This is a genomic window from Candidatus Poriferisodalis sp. (assembly GCF_965214215.1).
Taxonomy (GTDB): domain Bacteria; phylum Actinomycetota; class Acidimicrobiia; order Acidimicrobiales; family Poriferisodalaceae; genus Poriferisodalis.
The window spans coordinates 2,380,992-2,398,928 of sequence record NZ_CBDCBD010000003.1; the positions used below are offsets into that span (position 1 = coordinate 2,380,992).

Annotated in this window: 14 protein-coding genes; 8 read left to right on the top strand and 6 right to left on the bottom strand. The window is 66.4% G+C overall.

Features of this window, described 5'->3' with window-relative positions; all coding sequences use genetic code 11:
- Positions 1 to 43: 43 nt before the first annotated feature.
- From ACOOF5_RS13075 to ACOOF5_RS13095, 5 genes are all read left to right on the top strand, one after another.
- Positions 44 to 2,404 carry a xanthine dehydrogenase family protein molybdopterin-binding subunit gene (locus tag ACOOF5_RS13075; protein ID WP_420439824.1) on the top strand — a complete coding sequence of 787 codons (2,361 nt, stop codon included), beginning with the start codon at positions 44 to 46 and terminating at the stop codon, positions 2,402 to 2,404.
- A 28-nt stretch (positions 2,405 to 2,432) separates the two neighbouring features.
- Complete coding sequence (locus ACOOF5_RS13080; protein WP_420439826.1) at positions 2,433 to 3,728, top strand: O-acetylhomoserine aminocarboxypropyltransferase; 1,296 nt, start codon at positions 2,433 to 2,435, stop codon at positions 3,726 to 3,728.
- Between the two features lie 3 nt (positions 3,729 to 3,731).
- On the top strand, positions 3,732 to 4,562 hold the full coding sequence (locus ACOOF5_RS13085) for an alpha/beta fold hydrolase (RefSeq protein ID WP_420439828.1): 831 nt from the start codon (positions 3,732 to 3,734) through the stop codon (positions 4,560 to 4,562).
- 214 nt (positions 4,563 to 4,776) lie between these two features.
- A complete protein-coding gene (locus ACOOF5_RS13090; RefSeq protein ID WP_420439830.1) occupies positions 4,777 to 5,316 on the top strand; it encodes an FAS1-like dehydratase domain-containing protein in 540 nt (179 codons plus the stop codon).
- A 98-nt stretch (positions 5,317 to 5,414) separates the two neighbouring features.
- Positions 5,415 to 5,837, top strand: a complete 423-nt coding sequence (locus ACOOF5_RS13095; RefSeq protein ID WP_420439832.1) for a MaoC/PaaZ C-terminal domain-containing protein — start codon at positions 5,415 to 5,417, stop codon at positions 5,835 to 5,837.
- Positions 5,838 to 5,974: 137 nt separating this feature from the next.
- On the opposite strand, the gene ACOOF5_RS13100 is transcribed toward ACOOF5_RS13095, so the two are convergent.
- Positions 5,975 to 7,231: an acyl-CoA dehydrogenase family protein gene (locus tag ACOOF5_RS13100; RefSeq protein ID WP_420439834.1), complete on the bottom strand. Its 1,257-nt coding sequence runs from the start codon at positions 7,229 to 7,231 to the stop codon at positions 5,975 to 5,977.
- Between the two features lie 80 nt (positions 7,232 to 7,311).
- On the opposite strand from ACOOF5_RS13100, the gene ACOOF5_RS13105 reads away from it, so the two are divergent.
- The gene (locus tag ACOOF5_RS13105) at positions 7,312 to 7,452 is read left to right on the top strand and encodes a hypothetical protein (RefSeq protein WP_420439836.1); all 141 of its coding nucleotides are present in this window, start codon (positions 7,312 to 7,314) and stop codon (positions 7,450 to 7,452) included.
- A 56-nt stretch (positions 7,453 to 7,508) separates the two neighbouring features.
- Positions 7,509 to 8,057, top strand: coding sequence for a DsbA family oxidoreductase (locus ACOOF5_RS13110; RefSeq protein WP_420440993.1), 549 nt, complete (start codon positions 7,509 to 7,511; stop codon positions 8,055 to 8,057).
- Here the strand turns inward: ACOOF5_RS13110 and ACOOF5_RS13115 are convergent.
- From ACOOF5_RS13115 to ACOOF5_RS13125, 3 genes are all read right to left on the bottom strand, one after another.
- Positions 8,054 to 8,479, bottom strand: a complete 426-nt coding sequence (locus tag ACOOF5_RS13115) for a rhodanese-like domain-containing protein (RefSeq protein WP_420439838.1) — start codon at positions 8,477 to 8,479, stop codon at positions 8,054 to 8,056. The genes ACOOF5_RS13110 and ACOOF5_RS13115 overlap by 4 nt on opposite strands.
- Before the next feature lie 44 nt (positions 8,480 to 8,523).
- Entirely contained in the window at positions 8,524 to 8,931 is a 408-nt protein-coding gene (locus ACOOF5_RS13120) for a VOC family protein (RefSeq protein ID WP_420439840.1), read from the bottom strand.
- A 140-nt stretch (positions 8,932 to 9,071) separates the two neighbouring features.
- A complete protein-coding gene (locus tag ACOOF5_RS13125; protein ID WP_420440995.1) occupies positions 9,072 to 9,839 on the bottom strand; it encodes a DUF169 domain-containing protein in 768 nt (255 codons plus the stop codon).
- 125 nt (positions 9,840 to 9,964) lie between these two features.
- Here ACOOF5_RS13125 and ACOOF5_RS13130 point away from each other — a divergent pair, with 125 nt between their 5' ends.
- Positions 9,965 to 10,819: an enoyl-CoA hydratase/isomerase family protein gene (locus ACOOF5_RS13130; protein ID WP_420439842.1), complete on the top strand. Its 855-nt coding sequence runs from the start codon at positions 9,965 to 9,967 to the stop codon at positions 10,817 to 10,819.
- 217 nt (positions 10,820 to 11,036) lie between these two features.
- On the opposite strand, the gene ACOOF5_RS13135 is transcribed toward ACOOF5_RS13130, so the two are convergent.
- Positions 11,037 to 11,270 (bottom strand): hypothetical protein, encoded by a 234-nt coding sequence (locus tag ACOOF5_RS13135; protein WP_420439844.1) that lies wholly within the window; start codon positions 11,268 to 11,270, stop codon positions 11,037 to 11,039.
- A gap of 607 nt (positions 11,271 to 11,877) precedes the next feature.
- Positions 11,878 to 17,841, bottom strand: coding sequence for a S8 family serine peptidase (locus ACOOF5_RS13140; protein WP_420439846.1), 5,964 nt, complete (start codon positions 17,839 to 17,841; stop codon positions 11,878 to 11,880).
- Between the last annotated feature and the right edge of the window lie 96 nt (positions 17,842 to 17,937).

Below are 17,937 nucleotides of genomic sequence, written 5' to 3' on the forward strand. Positions count from 1 at the left end.
ATTCCGGCTCGTATCGCGCAAACAACGTCACTACGGTGAACCCATGGCCGCCGCCCGACTTGAGTCTGAGGATGTGCCGATGCTGCGGGGCGCGGCAACCTTCACCGCCGACTTGCCGCTGCCGCACGGGTGCCTGCACGCAGCGTTCGTGCGTTCGACGGCGGCCCACGGCGAGCTTCGCAGCGTCGATCTGCGCGAGGCCGAACAGGCGCCGGGCGTGGTCGCAGCCTTCGAGGCGGCGGGGCTGGGGCTGGCGCCGTTCGAGTACTACCGGGCCACGACGACGGGCGGCAAGATGGCTCGATCGCTGCTGGCGCAGGGACGGGTCCGCTTCGTCGGCGAGCCGGTCGCAGTGGTCCTGGCAGAATCGCCGGCCAGCGCCCTTGACGCCGCAGAACTCGTCGTCGTCGAAATCGACGAGCTGCCAGCGGTGATCGACGTCGAGCTGGCTGCGGCCGACGACGTGCTGCTCTACCCCGATGCAGGCACCAATGTGGTGCGCCCGCTGGACCCGCCCGACAGCGGGGGGTTCCTGTCAGCTCCCACTGAGCTTGACGATCCTGCGGCGCGGCCGGCCGAGCCCGGCGAGGATCCCTGTGCGGGAGCGCACTGTGTTGTCGAGTTGGTCTGCGAGAACGACCGGATCACCTCGGTGCCGATCGAGCCGTGCGCCATCGTGGCCAACCCGTTCGATGCCATCCGCGGCACGCCGCTGGCCGCCGGCGCATCACCCGACTGCGAGCTCGACATCTGGAGTACCGGCCAGGGTGTGCACAGCGCGCCGTACTTGTACCGCCGTTTGCTGGGCATTCCCGTCACCGCCGTGCGGGTGCGCGAGCCCCACGTAGGCGGCGGTTTCGGCGGACGCGGCGACCCCATGCCGGAGTTCTTCGTGGTGGCACGCGCCGCCCATCTGCTGGGCCACCCGGTGCGCTGGGTGCAGAGCCGCCAAGAGCAGTTCATCTCGATGCCCTACGGGCGGGGCCAGCGCCACCGCATCCGCATGGGCTTCGACCCACTCGGCCGCATCGTCGGGATCGACGTGGTGATGTGGTGCGACGCGGGCGCCTATCCCCACATGGCGCCGATGCTGACCGCGGCCAGCTACCGACAGAGCACCGGTCTGTACCGGGTGCCGCGGCTGCGCTACCGCATCGGGTCAGCGGTCACCAACGCGCCGCCCACTGGGGCCTACCGAGGTGCTGGGCAGCCCGAGGTGAACGCCGCGCTTGAACGGGCCATCGACGCCGGCGCCCGCAAGCTCGGCCTCGACCCTGCCGAGGTTCGCCGCCGGAACCTGCTTCGCGCAGATGAGCTGCCGCACGATACGGGCACCGGCATCACGCTCGACAGCGGCGACCCGCACCGGGCACATGAGGCTGCCCAAGACCTCATCGACGCGAAGCGCTGGCGTTCGCTCGCTGCGGAACGCCGCGCCGAAGGCGACCGAACCAGTCTGATCGGCGTCGGATACGGCTGTTACAGCCAGACATCGGGCAGCGGAGACGATCCCGACTATGCCTCGCTGGAGCTGGGTGCCGACGGCAGCGTGCTGGTGACCTGCGGCAGCCACGGACATGGCCAGGGCCACCACAGCCTGTGGGCGCAGATCACGAGTGCCAGGGTTGGCATCGCCGCCGATGCGGTGAGGGTCAACGATGCTGATTCGGCCACGTCCACCTCGGGCGGCGTCACCGGCGGTTCACGGACATCGTTTGTGCTGGGCAGCCAGATCGCCGCAGCTGCGACCGAGTTGCGCGCCCGAATCTGCGAGGTCGCAGCCGATTTGCTCGAGGCCAGCGCTGACGACATCGAGGTCACACCCGACGGGGCGCATGTGGCCGGCGTGCCGTCGCGGCTGGCCAGTTGGACCGAAATCGCGACGGCCGCACCCGATGGCATCAGCGCGACGGTCGTCGAGCGTCGAAGCGGACCGACCCATCCCTACGGCGCCCACGCTGCTGCCGTGGAGGTCGACGCGGAGACCGGAGGCGTCCGGCTGCTCGCGTTTGCAGCGGTCGACGACTGCGGGCGGATGCTGCACGAAGCCTCGGTCGAGGGCCAGCAGCACGGGGGCGCCGTCGCGGGCATCTCCCAGGCGTTGATGGAACGCGCCCAATGGGACGCCGACGGCACCCCGCGCACGACGACGCTGGTGGACTACCTGATCCCCGCAGCCCCGGAGGTGCCTGCGATCGAGACGGCTCGGCTCGGCACGCCCACCGACCGCAACGAGCTGGGCGCCCGCGGCATCGGTGAGAACGGTGCCATTGCTGCCCCGCCCGCTGTGCAGAACGCCGTCATCGATGCGGTCGCACACCTGGGCGTGACCCACATCGACATCCCGGTGACGCCCCAGCGTGTCTGGGAAGCAGTCCGCGCCGCCCGCGTGCTGAATACTTGAGTTCTCGCACACGCCCTTGGAGGCACCCATGGTCGAGCCGGACTTCTTGCACTTCGACACGCTGGCGCTGCACGCCGGCCAGCGGCCCGACCCGACCACCGGCGCCCGGGCCGTGCCGATCTACCAGACGACGTCGTTCAGCTTCACCGACACCGAACAGGCAGCCAGCCTGTTCAACCTCGAGATCCCCGGCCACATCTACAGCCGCATCTCCAACCCGACAGTGGCCGTGCTCGAAGAGCGCATCGCCGCGCTCGAGGGCGGGGTCGGCGCAGTCTGCACGGCCAGCGGCATGGCGGCATTCCACCTGGCGTGCGCCACGATCGCCTCCGCCGGCGACCACATCGTCGCCAGCCGCAACATCTATGGCGGCACCCACAACATCTTGAGCCTCACGTTGCCTCGTTTCGGCATCACCACGACGTTCGTCGATCCCCGTGATCTCGACGCGTGGCGCAATGCCATCCGGCCCAACACCAAGGTGCTCTTCGCCGAGACGCTGGGCAACCCGAATATCGAGGTGCTCGACGTGCCGGCTGTAGCGGCCGTCGCCCACGAGGCCGACCTGCCATTGATGCTCGACGCAACATTCACCACCCCGCACCTGATGCGGCCCATCGAACTCGGGGCGGACATCGTGATGCACAGCGCCACGAAGTTCATGGGCGGTCACGGTGTCGCGATCGGAGGCGTCGTGGTCGACGGCGGGCGCTTCGACTGGGCCGCTTCAGGCAAGTTCCCCACCCTCAGCGAGCCCTACGCGGGGTACCACGGCATCGCCTTCACCGATGAGTACGGGCCCCAGGCACTGTCGATGCGAGCCCGAGCAGAGGGCTTGCGCGATTTCGGCGCCGCAATGAGCCCCGCCACGGCCTTCTACCTCCTGCAGGGACTGGAAACGCTGCCCCTGCGGATGGATCGCCACGTCGCCAACACCGAAGCGGTGATCGAATTCCTCACCAGCCACGACGCGGTGAGCTGGGTCAGCCACCCCTCCGTGCCCACGCACCCCGACCACGAGTTGGCCAAGCGCCTGCTGCCCAAGGGCGCCGGGGCGATCTTGAGCTTCGGCGTCGAAGGCGGCCGCGAAGCCGGGCGGCGGTTCATCGAGGGAGTGCGTCTGGCGTCGCACCTCGCGAACGTCGGCGATGCCAAGACGTTGGTGATCCACCCCGCCAGCACGACCCACCAGCAGATGAGCGCTGAAGACCTGGCCGTTGCCGGCGTCGGTGAGGACCTGGTGCGGCTGTCGGTCGGCCTCGAGCACCCGGGCGACATCATCTCGGACCTGTCCCGCGCCCTGCGGGCTTCCCAGAAGGGCTGATCCATGACCCCAACCGAGGCATTCTCACTGGAGGTTCGTGGCCGAGCCGTCGGCGTGGCCACTGGGGGAGTGGTCCCCGACGCGACATCGGCGGCCGGGGCACCGGTGGTGCTGCTCGTGCACGGCGCCGGCATGAATCGCACTGTGTGGCAGCTGCAGACTCGCTGGCTCGCCCACCACGGCTACACACCGCTGGCGCTGGACTTGCCAGGCCACGGCAACAGCGAAGGGGAACCGCTCGGCTCAGTGGCCGAGATGGCCGGCTGGCTCGGTGAGGCCATCACCGTTGTGTGCGAGCGGTTCACGTGTGAGCAGGTGCGACTCGTCGGTCATTCGATGGGGTCCTTGGTGTGCACAGAGGTGGCCGCCGCCGATCACGACCGCATTGCCCGACTGGTTCTGCTGGGCACTGCTGCGGGGATGCCGGTGCATCCGGCGCTGCTGGGTGCGGCCGAGAAGAACGAGCTGCTCGCACCGGAGCTGATGACCGCATGGGGTCACGGCAGCCGGGCGCATGTCGCCACCAACCCCACGCCGGGGCTGTGGATGGTCGGCGGTGGGATCGCCTTGCTGGAGCGCGCCGACGACGGTGTGATCCATGCCGACCTGTCAGCGTGTGCCGCCTATGAGGCTGGAGACGTTGCCGCACGAGTGGGATGCCCGGTGACCGTCATCGTCGGCAGCGAAGACAAGATGACCCCGCCCCGTGCGGCGGCACCGCTGATCGCCGACTTCACCAACTGCGATGTCGTCCATCTCGCCGGTGCCGGGCACATGATGATGAACGAGGATCCCGCCGCCGTGCGGACAGCGCTCGCCAAAGCACTCGCCTAGGACTCGAGCCAGCAGGCACATATGCCGGAGCTCGGGAGACGGCAGGAGACTCGGCGACGTTGCGACCTGCCGGATCGCCGGTCGCAGAGGCTCATGCCGCCTCCCCGGCGGGCGCACCTATCTGCGTGGCGCCTGAGCTGTGCGCGTGTCGCGCGCGGCTGCCATCATGTGCCGGCGGCAATTTGACGCAACCCGCCGCAAGAAGGAGCCGGACATGGCAGTCGAGCGATTTCCCGTGGAGGCCTCGCACATTCTGATGTTCGCGAGGTCCATCGGCGACACGAACCCGATCTACAGCGACGCGGACTACGCCGCCGGCACTGAGGTCGGTTCGATCATTGCGCCGCCGACGTTCGCGCAGTCGAGCGCGCAATTCGACCCCGACTATTTCCTGCGCCCCAAGCCGGACAAGAAGTGGTTCGGCAGCGGCCGCACTGCCTCGGGCACCTTGGTGCGCGACCTCTCCGAGGCCGACGGCGACGACGTCGCCGACGAGCGCGAGGACGACAAGCAGTCCGGCTCTGCTGCCGGCGGCCTGCATGCCGAGCAGCACTTCACGTATCACCGGCACCTGAAGCCTGGTGACGTGCTGCACACGGTCACCTACGACGGCGAGAGGTGGGAGAAGCAGTCCAAGCGGGCCGGCATCTTGAAGTTCTCCGAAGCGGTCACCGAGTACCGCGACGAGGACGACGAGCTGGTCATCACGGCCAAGGGCGTCGGCGTCGTCACCGAAAAGGTCATCGACAACTAGGCCGGAGATAACCAATCGGGCGCAGATCGACGGCTAGGCCGTCGATGTCTGCCGCACACCATTTGTCAGCAGCATCAAGTTTCAGACAGGACCCAGACATGGCACTCAGCGCATCGCAGCTCAATGTCGGCGACAGCTACTCCGAAGAGATCGTCGACGACCTCACCCGCACCCAGATCGTCCAATACGCAGGCGCATCGGGCGACTACAACCCGGTCCACACCGATGAGAAGTTCGTTACCGAGGTGGCGGGCTACCCGACGGTGTTCGCACACGGGATGCTCACCATGGGCATGACCGGCCGCATGGTCACCAACTTCGTCGGCGACGGCCGCCTCACCTACTACGGCGTGCGGTTCACCAGCCAGGTGTGGCCCGGTGACACGCTCACCGCAAGAGCCGAGGTCGCCGAGATCCGCGACGAGGATGGCCAGAAAGTGGCCGACCTCACCATCACCACCACCAACCAGGACGACCGACCAGTCCTCACCGGCCAGGCCACCGCCCGCCTCGACGACTGACTGCCGAGCCGTTCGCCGTCCGGCGCTGGTTTAGCTGTTCGCCCGTTGGGCGCTGTGTTAGCTCTTCGCCCGCTGGGCGCTGTGTTAGCCGTTCACCGTTCCGCGCTGGTTTAGCTGTTCGCCCGTTGGGCGCTGTGTTAGCTCTTCGCCCGCTGGGCGAAGCCGAACAGCTTGCCGGCCACTTTGCGGATCTGGATCTCTTCTGAGCCTTCGGTGATCCGGTACCGACGGTGGTGCCGGTAGATGTGCTCGAAGGGCATGCGGCGGCCGTAGCCGTTGCCGCCACAGCTCTGCATGGCCCGATCCGCCGCGTCGCAGCAGAATCGGTTGCCGCGGTAGTTGCACATGGCCACCTTGTCGGTGATCTCCATGTGGTCGACACCCTCGTCCATTTCCCACGCCGTCTTCCAGATCAGCGCCCGGATCATCTCCGCTTCGGTGTACAGCTCGGCCAGCGGGAACTGGATGGCCTGGTTCTGCGCAAGCGGTTTGCCGAATGTGGTGCGGTTCTTGACGTAGTCGACGGCCACGTCAATGCAGTGCAAGCCGGCGCCCACCGACGATGCCGCCTGGCGGATCCGGTTCTCGTGCACGAACAGCTGCGCGGTCTGCAGTCCCCGGCCCTCGGTGCCCAAGATGTCGTCGTTGTGGACCCGCACGTCGGTGAGGCGCACATGGGCATGGTCGGTGGGCATGTTGAACGTCCACATGAACTCTTCGACCTTGAAGCCCGGCGATTCCACCGGGACGATGAAGCATGTGATGCCGTGCCCCTCGCCGGGATTCCCTGAGGTGCGGGCGAAGATGTAGTCGTGGGTGGCGTGGTGCAGCCCCGTGTTCCAGTACTTCTCGCCGTTGATGACCCACTCGTCGCCGTCGCGCACCGCAGTGGTCTCCATCCAGGTGGCGTCGGAGCCGTGCAGCGGCTCGGTCAGGCCGAAGCCGATGCGGGCCTGGCCTTCCAGCATCTTGGGGATCCAGTACTCCTGCTGGGCAGGTGAGCCGTAGCGCTCCATCATCAGCACGGTGGGGAAGTTGCCGATGATCGAGCTCTCGTTCTGCAGGTCGTTGTGCAGGCCGAGACCGCGTCGGGCCAAGTGCTCACGGATGATGGCCATCCCCAGGTTGGTGCCGTCGCTGCCGCCGAAACGTTCGGGCAGGTGCCAGCGCAGGAATCCGGCCGTGTCGGCCTCTTTGCGCATGCGCACCAGCAGAGACTCCCATTCCGCATTGGGCAGACCGTCGCGCTCCCAGTCGGTGCGCGAGTCCTCCCGTCGGTGATCGAAGAAGCGGATGTTGTCGTCTTCGTTCTCGATGGGCTTGATGACGTCGTCGATGAACGTGTCGAGGTCACCGAGCAGCTGCGAGATGTCGGCGGGAATGGTGAAGTCCATGCGCGGCAAACTACCGGCCCGCCTGCCGCCCCCGCCGGGCCGCGGCGCCAGTGTGCGACGATGGTGTGGAGGAGGTCCAGATGGGCGAAGCGTTCGACGAGATCATGACTGGCCTTGCCGATGTCGAGCGCTTCGCCGAGGGCGAGCGCGAAGGATTCGTCGTGCACGATTGCGAGGCCCCTGGCAGGTGTGAGGATGACGACGAAGGGGCAGAGCGGTGACGGCTTCGGCGATGTCCGTGCTGGTGTGGTCGGATTACCTGTGACCGTGGTGCCATCTGGCACGGGCCCGGGCGGCCCCTCTCGCAGAGCGTCACAATCTCGACATCACTTGGCTGGCCTACGAGATCCATCCTGAAGTACCGATCGAGGGCGTCGAAGTTCGCATGAGCTTCGAGCGTGTGGAGGCGCTTGCCGAAGCCGAGGGCATCCGGTTCGTCACGCCCAAGCGCCTCCGCAACAGCGCCAAGGCGCACCAGGCGGCACTGGCGGTCGAGCACGCCGACCCCGAGGCAGCGGAGCGCTACCACGACCGGCTCTATGCGGCCTACTGGGAAAAGGAGCTGGACGTCGCTGACGCCGAGGTACTGGTCGAGCTGGCGTCCGACGTAGCCATTGACCCCGACGTGCTGCGGCGCGTCGTGGCCAATGATGAGCTGCTGCCGGCGCTGCGGGCGTCGATGGCCCGTGCCAATGAGTGGGGCATCAGCGCGACACCTAGCTGGCTGCTCGACGGACGGCTCGTCATCCCGGGAGCGCAGGACGACGACTTCATGGCCGATGTCATCAGGCGTCTGCGCGAGCGACCAGCGCCTGCGGCGGGCTAGGCGCGGAGCGGGGGCACCACGGGCAATCCGGCTTCGATCCAGCCTTCCACGCCGCCGTCGAGGTCGGTAGCGCGGACAAAGCCCATCTGCTGCAGCTGGCCTGCGGCAAGGCTCGAGCTGTAGCCCTGGTTGCACACGACGACCACACGGTCGTCCAGACCTGCGGCGGTGCCCTGCGATGCGCCCGAGTCGGGGTCGAGGCGCCACTGCAGCACCAGCAGCCCGATGTGTTCGGAGCCCTCGATGATGCCGGTCCGTTCTCGATCTTCGTGTGGCCGCACGTCGATGACACGCAGCCGCTCGCCCTCGGGCGACGATCCAGCCTCCATCAGGCCGGCCAGCTCGGCAGGAGCGACTCGATCCAGTCCCGAGCGTGCCTCCGCCAGCAGGTGGTGAATCGTCTTGCGCTGCCGTTCAGGCACTGCTCATCGCTCTCAACGCCAACATGAGCGCGAGCTTCTCACGCTCAGGGGTTGTCGATGAATTCCACCCAATTGCCGTCAGGGTCCTCGACCATCCCGACCACCACGCCCGGCCGCGCTTCGAGCCGGCGCCAGATGATGTTGGCCCCGGCGTCCTCGCACGCGGTCATCACTTCCTCGAAGTTGCCGACGTTGAATGTGAAGTAGCGCAGCCCGGTGGCACCGGTGATGCCGCCGGTGGCGCCAGCGGGCACGTCGGCGACGGGCACCACCAGCTTGAGCAGGCTCTTGTTCGCCCACAGCCGGTGCATCTGGGCGATGCCCACCTGTTCCATGTTCAGCGTCGCCTCGAACTCGAGCCCGAGCACGTCGCGGTAGAACGCGAGCATCTCGTCACCGTTGCTGGTGACGATGCCGAGGTCGAAGCCTTCCTTGGTGGGTTGCAGTGCCACGTTGTCCCCTGTCTGTAGTTCCTTGCGAGTTGCTTGCGTGCCTGTTCGGCGCGCCGTCAGTTCCTGTTGCGTGCCTGTTTCGTGCCGAGGCTTGATCTGGCGCTGGATCTGCTCTCTACGGCATCCGTCAGAAAGTGCGCTCAGTCGTAGCTGGCGCCCAGGCCGGCCCGGGCATCGGTCTGGATGCCGTAGGTCGGGATCGGGTAGCGCAGGCCATTGCGTGCCAGTGCCTCCATGCCCTCGACGGCGACCACCAAGTCCTCGGGCGTGAGCGCAATCAGCAGCTCGTCTTCCATCACGCCGCCGTAGCGTCGCTCGGCGAAGCAGGGGAGCGACACGCTGGGCTCGCCAGTACGCAGCGCCCGACCCCACGAGTCGGCGCAGGCCGACTCGCCCACGCAGCCCCATTCCAGCTTCTTGTACTCCCGCCACTGCAGGCCGTTGATGAAGATGATCATCTGCGCCGGAGTGGCATAGATCATGCAGACATCGGGCGGGTCGAGCCGTTTCGACGACAGCGGCGAGACCACCATTGCCTCATAGGTGCCGTAAGGCACGAAGTCCATGGCGTGCTGATGCGCGGAAGCGTCCTCCAGTGTCTCGTACCACACCCCGGCCATGCGGTCGCCCGACAGCCACTTGTCGTCTTGGGGATGCAGCCCGATCACAGCGCCGCATTGGGCACCGACGAGGTCGTCCATGGTGACGCCGACGGTCCAGTTGAGGCGAGAGGCCATGCCCACGATCTGATCGGTGGTGTGGATGGCATTGGGGCGGCGCACCCGCGGCACCGAATTCATGTCCTCGACGGTCTCGAAGAGCTTCATGCCGATCGGCGTGGTGCGCAGGCGCAGAACGGCCTGCAGTCGCGCGAGCAGATCATCCCAGTCGATTGCGGCGGTGCGCACATGCGCCGCGGTCTCGGTCGTCGCTTCGGCTGTGTCGGTCTGTGTCACGGCTGCCCCCTTGTGCACGGCCGCGGGGAAATTCACCGAATGCCCCGCTGTCGTGTTCGGAAGGTCACGCTAGTTCGGTGACCACTAGCGTGAGCCGCCGAACGAGCGCTGACGGGGCGCTGGGAGATTGGGCGATCGGAGACGGGGCAATGGCAGATGGACTGAGAATCGAGCGGGACGGGCGCGTCGGGCTGGTGATCATGGATCGCCCGCCGCACAACTTCCTCAGCTACCGCCAGGTGCACGACATCGCCGACGCCATGGTGGAGCTGGAGCAGGACATGAGCATCGGCTGCGCCGTGCTGGCGGCCGATGGCCGCTCGTTCTGTGCAGGTGCCGATCTGGGCGGCGAAGGCGTCGGCGGCGGCGCCGAGGAGAAGGTCGGCGGCAGCGCAACGCTGCAGCTGTACCAGGGCTCGGGACGGCTGTTCGACGTGACGTTGCCGATCGTGGGCGCCATTCACGGCCCCGCCATCGGCGGCGGGCTGGGCCTCGCGATGGTGCCCGACATCCGCATCTCGTGCCCCGAGGCCCGGTTCTGCGCCAACTTCGCCTCGCTGGGAATCCATCAGGGCTTCGGGATGAGCGTCACCATGCCGCTGCTGCTGGGGCCCGAGCGCGCTGCGAAGGTGCTGCTAGGCGCCAAGCGCTACAAGGGCGACGAGGCGGTCGAACTCGGCCTCGCTGACGAGTGCGTACCCGCAGATCAGGTGCGCGACCGCGCCGTCGAGGTCGCCCGAGAGATCGCTGCCAACGCACCGCTTGCCGTCCGAGCCATCAAGGCCACGCTGCGGCTGGGCTTGGGCGACAAGGTGCGCGAGGTCACCCAGCGAGAGGCAGCAGAACAGCTGCGCCTGTCAGGCACCGAAGACGCCCGCGAAGGCATGAAGGCCGTCAGCGAACGCCGCCCCGGCAACTTCGTGGGCCGCTGATCACGCGTGACAGCACTCGACACGGCCGTTGTCGGTGACGGGTGCGTGATTCCTGACAGAAGCGCTGTGGGACAGGGGCTGAGGGCCGTCAAGGGTGCTACGAACACGCCGTCGGGGCGACGGTAGCCGTAGCCGGTGGCGGTAATGACAACGAGGTTCGACTGGCGGTGCCAGTGCCATAGCGACGAGGCGCTGGAGTCTTCGAGTTCGCGATCTGCTAAACGACCGCTGTCGGACCGCGTTCGGATGCCTGCCTGACATCGATGTCGATATCGATGCCGTCGGGCTCGATGTCGAGCAATTCGGCGACGACCGAACGCGCAACACCCTCGACATCGCTCCTGTGGCGCGCCTGGCTGACGCCGAGCACGTTCGGAGGGAGTCCTGAGGTGATCTCGATCTCCCACCAATCCCCGCTGCGTTCTGCAACGGCTCTAAAGGGTGCGCTCACGAGGTCTCTCCCTGCGCCGATTGCTCGAGGTGCGCCTCCAGCTTGCTGAGAATCGTCCGTGCGGTTCCATCTGCGATCTCTCGATGCCTCGGGATTGGGAACCGGAAGCCGACACACTCCCAGATCTCGTGCTTGCCTTGGCGCAACACAACGGCTGTGCGGCCGTGGGCTTCGGCGAGCCGCCTGACTCGACGCACCAACTCCCTTCGATTCGGCACCGTAGTTGTGTAGGACACCCCGGACAAGCAACGCAAAGGAATTTGTCGGCAATCGGAGATCGGGGAGGCAGGACGTCTCTACCGGAAATCGCCGCCGACGCCGAACCCGCTGAAGACGACGCCGTGCAAGGCGATTCAATGCAGGTCGGACTCCACGCTTGGCCGGGGGCGCACATGCGCTTCTCGCGGTGCTGGAGTGCGACAAGATCGGCTGATGAACCGTATGCGAGTCGCGATCACAGGCATTCGGGGACTGATCGGCGGAGCGCTTGCAGGGAGTCTGCGTACGGAGGCTCGTGGCGCAGCGCGGCATCGGCCACGTGGCTCTCGACGCGGTCCGAGTCACGCCATCAGCGGGCGTCCGCTGCGGCGCGTGTGGGTCGTGGCGTTTAGTCGTTGTCGGTGATGGTGCCGGTGGCGTAGATGAATCCGCTGCGGATGACGATTCCGCTGGTGGCGTAGACGTATATGCGCAGCGTTTCGTCGTTTTCTGGGGTGTCGTCGTCGATGATCGGCACGGTGATCTTGATGCTGGTTTCGCCTGCAGCCAGCGTGAACGTTCTTCTGTAGTCGATGCTCCAGTCCTGCCACAGCGTCGCGGTGCGGCCGTATCCGCCGTAGCGGAACGTGATCGGGTCGGGATTGGGTTTCGACAGTGTCACCACGAAAGCGAGGCTTTGCGCGTCCTCGGCGGCGGTGGCGTCGCTGACGGTCACCGTCGGCGGCCCCGCAGGCGGAGGCGGCGGGTCGTCGTCGTTGTCGGACACCGCGACTGTCGCAGCCGCGGCTGAAGACGACACGGTGTAGCCGGTGCCGCTGCCCACGGTCGCGGTGACCGACCCGTCGGCCTCGTCGGTGGTGTCATCGGTGGTGGCGACGGTGAACGTCGCGCTGCCGGTCATGGGGATCGAGACGGTCCGCTCGCCGGTGGCGGCGAAGTCGCCGCTTTGGGACACGGTCACGCTGATCTCAAGACTCGCCGTCGGCGCAGGGCTGGCGGTGAGCGTGAACGTCGCAGCGGTGCCCTCAGTGACATCGCCGCCCGCCACGATGCTGATCTGGGGTTCAGCCGGCGGAGGGGGCGGGGGCGGCGGTGCAGGGTCGTCGTCGTCTGCGACCGCGACCGTCGCCGAGCCGGCTGATGACGACACGGTGTAGCCGGTGCCGGTGTCCACCGTGACGGTGACCGACCCGTCGGCCTCATCGACACTGTCACCGGTCGTGGCCATCGACAGCGTGAAGGTGCCCGTGGTGGGGATCGCCACAGTGCGCGCCCCGGTCGTGACACCGAAATCGCCTGACTGCGACACCGTCACATCGACGGTCAAAGCAGCCGTCGGCGCCGGAGACGCGGTGAGCGTGAATGTCGCCGTTGAGCCTTCTGTGATGCCGTTGCCCGCGGCAATGCTGATCTCGGGTTCGACAGGCGGCGGCGGGGTCTGGCGGGCTGCCTCGATGCACTCCAACGCCTCGCGGAACGGCCTCCACCCGAACCATCGCTGCTCGCGTTCGAGCGCCTCAGCCGCGGTGAACGCCGTCAGCTGATCGTCGACGACATCGCCGAACGCGACCAGCACCCGAAGCCAGTTGCGGCCATAGCCCGGCGCACGATCACGATGCAGCTCGTAATAGTCACGCGCCGATCCCAGCGTTTCATCAGACACACAATCCGCAGGAGGCGGAGGCGGCGGCGGAGGCGGGGGCGGGTCGTCGTCGTCGGACACCGCGACCGTCGCCGAACCGGCCGACGACGACACTGTGTAACCGGCGCCGGTGTCGATCGTCGCGGTCACCGAGCCGTCGGGCTCATCGGTGATGTCATTGGTGGTGGCAACGGTGAACGTCGCGCTGCCAGTCGTCGGAATCGTGACCATCCGCTCGCCGGTGGCGGCGAAGTCGCCGCTTTGGGACACGGTCACACTGACATCAAGGCTGGCTGCGGGCGCAGGACCGGCCGTGACAGTGAACGTCGCAGCGGTCCCCTCGGTGACGCCGCTGCCCGCGGCGACGCTGATCTGTGGTTCAGCCGGCGGCGGGTCGTCGTCGTCGGACACCGCGACCGTCGCCGAACCGGCCGAAGACGACACTGTGTAACCGGCGCCGGTGTCGATCGTCGCGGTCACCGAGCCGTCGGGCTCATCGGTGATGTCATTGGTGGTGGCAACGGTGAACGTCGCGCTGCCAGTCGTCGGAATCGTGACCATCCGCTCGCCGGTGGCGGCGAAGTCGCCGCTTTGGGACACGGTCACACTGACATCAAGGCTGGCTGCGGGCGCAGGACCGGCCGTGACGGTGAACGTCGCAGCGGTCCCCTCGGTGACGCCGCTGCCCGCGGCGACGCTGATCTGTGGTTCAGCCGGCGGCGGGTCGTCGTCGTCGGACACCGCGACCGTCGCCGAACCGGCCGAAGACGACACCGTGTAGCCCGAACCGGCGCTGATCGCCGCTGTCGCCGACCCGTCGGGCTCATCGACAGCGTCGTTCGCCGTCGCCACCGTGAACGACTGAGAACCAGACGCAGGGATCGTGACCGTCCGCGACCCCGCCGTCACACCGAAATCGCCGCTCTGTGACACCGTGACCGTCACATCCAGATCAGCCGACGGCTCCGGCGTCGCAGTGACCGTGAAACTCGCATCGCCGCCCTCCGTCACAGCACCTCCCGCGGCGATGCTCACCTGCGGCTCAACGTCGCACTGAGCCCGCTCCACCGCCGCCAAAGTGCGCGCAATGCGATCCCATCGCGAGTTCCCCAGCCAATCGGCCACACCCTGAGCCTGCGCAGCAGTCATCGGCGTATGACCGGTGTCGGTCCCCAAAGCAGCCAGCACACGATTGAACCGCTTCACCCCCGCAGCCGCAGCAGACGACAACGCGTCCCGCCAAGCGGTGACCTCATCAACGGTGACCGCATCGTCAGGCAACACCACACTGCACGCGCCGTCGTCATCATCCGACACCGCCACCGACGCCGCACCCGACAACGACGACACCGTGTAACCCGCGGCCGCGCCCACCGTGGCAGTGACCGAGCCGTCCGCCTCGTCGTCGCTGTCATCGCTGGTGGCAACAGTCAAGGTGAAACTGCCCGATGTCGGGACCGTCACCGTCCGCAACCCAGTCGCCGCACCGAAATCGCCGCTCTGGGACACAGCGACCGTCACATCCAGACCAGCCGCAGGCACGGGACTGGCTGTCAACGTGAACTCAGCGTCGCCGCCCTCGGCGACTCCGCCGCCCGCAACAATGCTGATCTCGGGAACGTCATCGTCGGCAACAGCCACGGTTGCGCTCCCACCGCCCGACGCCACCGTGTAGCCCGTGCCTGCGCTGACGGCCGCGGTGACCGCACCATCGGCCTCGTCGGCCGAATCGTTCGTCGTCGCCACCACGAACGTCTCCGAACCAGACACCGGGATCGTCACGGTCCTCGAACCGGTCGTGACGCCGAAGTCGCCGCTCTGCGACACAACGACCGTCACATCCAGATCAACCGCCGGCGTCGGCGTCGCGGACACCGTAAAGCTCACAGCAGCACCCTCAACCACACTGCCACCAGCCGCAATACTGATCTCCGGCAGCGCAACTGGCGGCGTCTGAGCGGTCAAACCGTCAAGGCTCAGCGTGAAAGCGCCTGCAATTGACGGATTGAACGTCGTCGCCTCAACTGTGTAATCACCCGCAGCCAACGACTCAGCGATGCGCGAGTTGTACCCGTCACCGCCGTCGTCGTTCCGATACAACTCCTGGCCGTCTCTGCCCAACCCCCGGCGCAGGAACAGATACGTGTCCGCAGACGACTCGAGGTCGATCCGCACTGTGGCCTGCTGGGCCAGCGTGAAGGTGAAGAACCGGGCATATCGGCCCCCGCGGCCCACCGAATCGCACGAATCCGTCCACTGTCCCGTGATGCTCCTATCACCCGCCAACGCCGATACACACGTACCAACAACCGCGGGCGGCCCTTCGTCATCAGCAATCGCCACCGACGCCGAACCCGCCGACGCCGACACCGAATAGCCCGCCCCCGTAGCGACAACTGCGGTGACCGAACCGTCCGCCTCCTCGGTGCTGTCATCGCTGGTGGCCACAGTCAAGGTGAAACTGCCCGACGCCGGGATCGTGACTGTGCGTGCACCGGTCGTGACACCGAAGTCACCGTCCTGGGAAACAGCGATCGTCACATCCAGATCAGCCGCAGGCTTGGGTGTCGCGGTGAGTGTGAAACTCGCAGCCGCACCCTCAACGACTCCACTGCCCGCAGCGACGCTCACCTCAGGCACATCATCATCAGACACCACGACCGACGCCGACCCCGCTGACGACGACACCGTGTAACCCGTCCCGGTGGACAGCGTCACAGTCACCGAACCGTCGGGCTCAGCGACACTGTCGTCGGTAGTGGGCATCGCCAACGTCACCGAGCCGCTGGTCGGGACCGTGACGATGCGGCTGCCGGTCCACGCGCCGTAGGCACCATCTGAGGAGACCTCGAGACTCACCGTCAGCGGCACCGTCGGCGTTGGCGACGCTGCAAAGGTGAACGACACTGCACCGCCCTCGGTCGCGGCTTGCCCGCCGGTAACGGTGACTGTCGGCGTGGGCCCGTCGTCATCGGTCGGGGTTTGCGTGTTGTGCCCAAACAACTTCAGGCGCCAAGACTTCAGCGTGTTGAGGTGGCCGTTCTCCTTCTCGTCTGAGATTCGCAACTTCCAAGCACCCGACGCTGCTTCACCCAAATGCACAGCGCTGCCGAACCGGAACTTGCCCGAAATCGGGCAGTTGCCCTCACGGTCACAGTCATAGGAATCCATCCCTTTGCCGACCTTTGGTGCCGGTTCGGACAGGACCGAAATGGTGCCGGACGGGGAAACCAACTCGACCTGTAGATCCCGAAAGTTCGGTGCGGCGAGATCGAGTTCGGCCTGGACGTACTCGACGAAATCGATTCCCGAGATTGCGTTGATCGTGTCTGAAACCTCGGAGCCGTCGTCGGGAATCGCCGTCGATTCCATGGACGTCGTGTGCTGTTCTTTGAGGTACTCCGGCAGGGTCACCCAGTTGAGCGCGAGCTCCACCGCTGCGCCAGCATCTATCACTCCGAACCCGAAGCTGTGATGGTACCGGTAGCGCTCATCAGCATTGGTTCGCTTCCTGCCCGCTTCTTGCCAGCCGGCACTGTCGGGGTCGTTGTGCTGAGCTGACTCGGCCAAGATCAGCTTGACGTCGCGCCACGTCAGCCCCGGATTCGCGGCCCGTACCAATGCCGCCACGCCCGAGACCATCGCCGTCGACGGACTCGAATGCCATCCAGTGTTCACCAAGTAGCGATTCTGGTGGACCGCAGCGATGCCACCGGGCATCGAGCAGACCCACAGACCCGGACCCCGCAAGCTTGTATTGTAACCGGCTCCTGATCGAGTGCCTTCTTCAGTCGTTGAGCAAGCAACAACGACTGCCGGATGGCTTCGATACTCAGCGAGCGACGAATAGTTGAGTTCGGGCCAACGCGCGGTCTTGCCACCGGAAACTACATTCAACGTGCCGAGCCTACCAAAACCGTGAACGCTCAGCCTGTCGAACACCGAGTGTTGGTTCACTTTCGCAGTATCGCGAATGGCTTGCGAAAATTGGCTTCTGCTCCAGCTGTGATTGATGACTGCGGCCTGCATGGTTGTTTCTAGCCAGCGGTCTTCCGCGTACTTCCAGTATCCGTCTGGTCCGTCAATCATGAAACGATTAATGCTGTACCAGTTCAACGTTGCTCTTGGTGCGACACCGCGCATTCCGACCGTGTTGTCACGCGCAGCTATGATGCTGGCCATCTTCGTGCCGTGAGGTGACACCGAGTCGAAATCGGTACCCGCCAAGAAGGGGCTGCGGCCCAAGTCGAAGTTGGCTGCGAGGTCCTCGTGGCGGTAGTCGACGGGTGTATCCACCACCAACACGTTGACGCCCGTGCCTCGTGTGACCTCCCAAGCGGCCTCGACATTGGCGCCGAGACGGCCCGATGTAGACTGGCGGAAGTGCTCTTGACAGCCGGACAGAGCGTCGCTCCATAGCGGCGACCTCAGCTCACCGCATTTGCGGAGTGCATAGCTGTGATGGAGGTCGTAATGGTCACTTTGAGGCTGGGAGTCGCTGTTCAGCTCAATGGTCGCCGTTGAGGTGTGCCGTCGAGTCGATTCAGACGCCTCGGGTTCCCTCTCCTCTCCGCCGATCATTGCGATCATCGCGGCTGCCAGCAGTGCCAGGGCTGCCGTTGCTCGCCAAGTCGTTATCGATGGTCGTCGCTTGCGGTGAGCTTGGGCCTCGGACTCGCTGCGGCTGCCTCGTTGGCGATGTCGACCCATGGCAGCGAAGGTAGTGCAGGCTGGGTTCGTCGCTTGGCAACGACGCATGTGGCGATTCTCGCGGTGCACTGCGCACTGCGCTGACCACAACCGCGA

Coding starts and splice junctions, on each gene's coding strand:
- ACOOF5_RS13105 (WP_420439836.1), top strand. CDS start 7,312: ATGGGCGAAGCGTTCGACGAGATCATGACTGGCCTTGCCGATGTCGAG.
- ACOOF5_RS13140 (WP_420439846.1), bottom strand. CDS start 17,841: ATGGGTCGACATCGCCAACGAGGCAGCCGCAGCGAGTCCGAGGCCCAA.
- ACOOF5_RS13095 (WP_420439832.1), top strand. CDS start 5,415: ATGGCACTCAGCGCATCGCAGCTCAATGTCGGCGACAGCTACTCCGAA.
- ACOOF5_RS13085 (WP_420439828.1), top strand. CDS start 3,732: ATGACCCCAACCGAGGCATTCTCACTGGAGGTTCGTGGCCGAGCCGTC.
- ACOOF5_RS13090 (WP_420439830.1), top strand. CDS start 4,777: ATGGCAGTCGAGCGATTTCCCGTGGAGGCCTCGCACATTCTGATGTTC.
- ACOOF5_RS13080 (WP_420439826.1), top strand. CDS start 2,433: ATGGTCGAGCCGGACTTCTTGCACTTCGACACGCTGGCGCTGCACGCC.
- ACOOF5_RS13075 (WP_420439824.1), top strand. CDS start 44: ATGGCCGCCGCCCGACTTGAGTCTGAGGATGTGCCGATGCTGCGGGGC.
- ACOOF5_RS13100 (WP_420439834.1), bottom strand. CDS start 7,231: ATGGACTTCACCATTCCCGCCGACATCTCGCAGCTGCTCGGTGACCTC.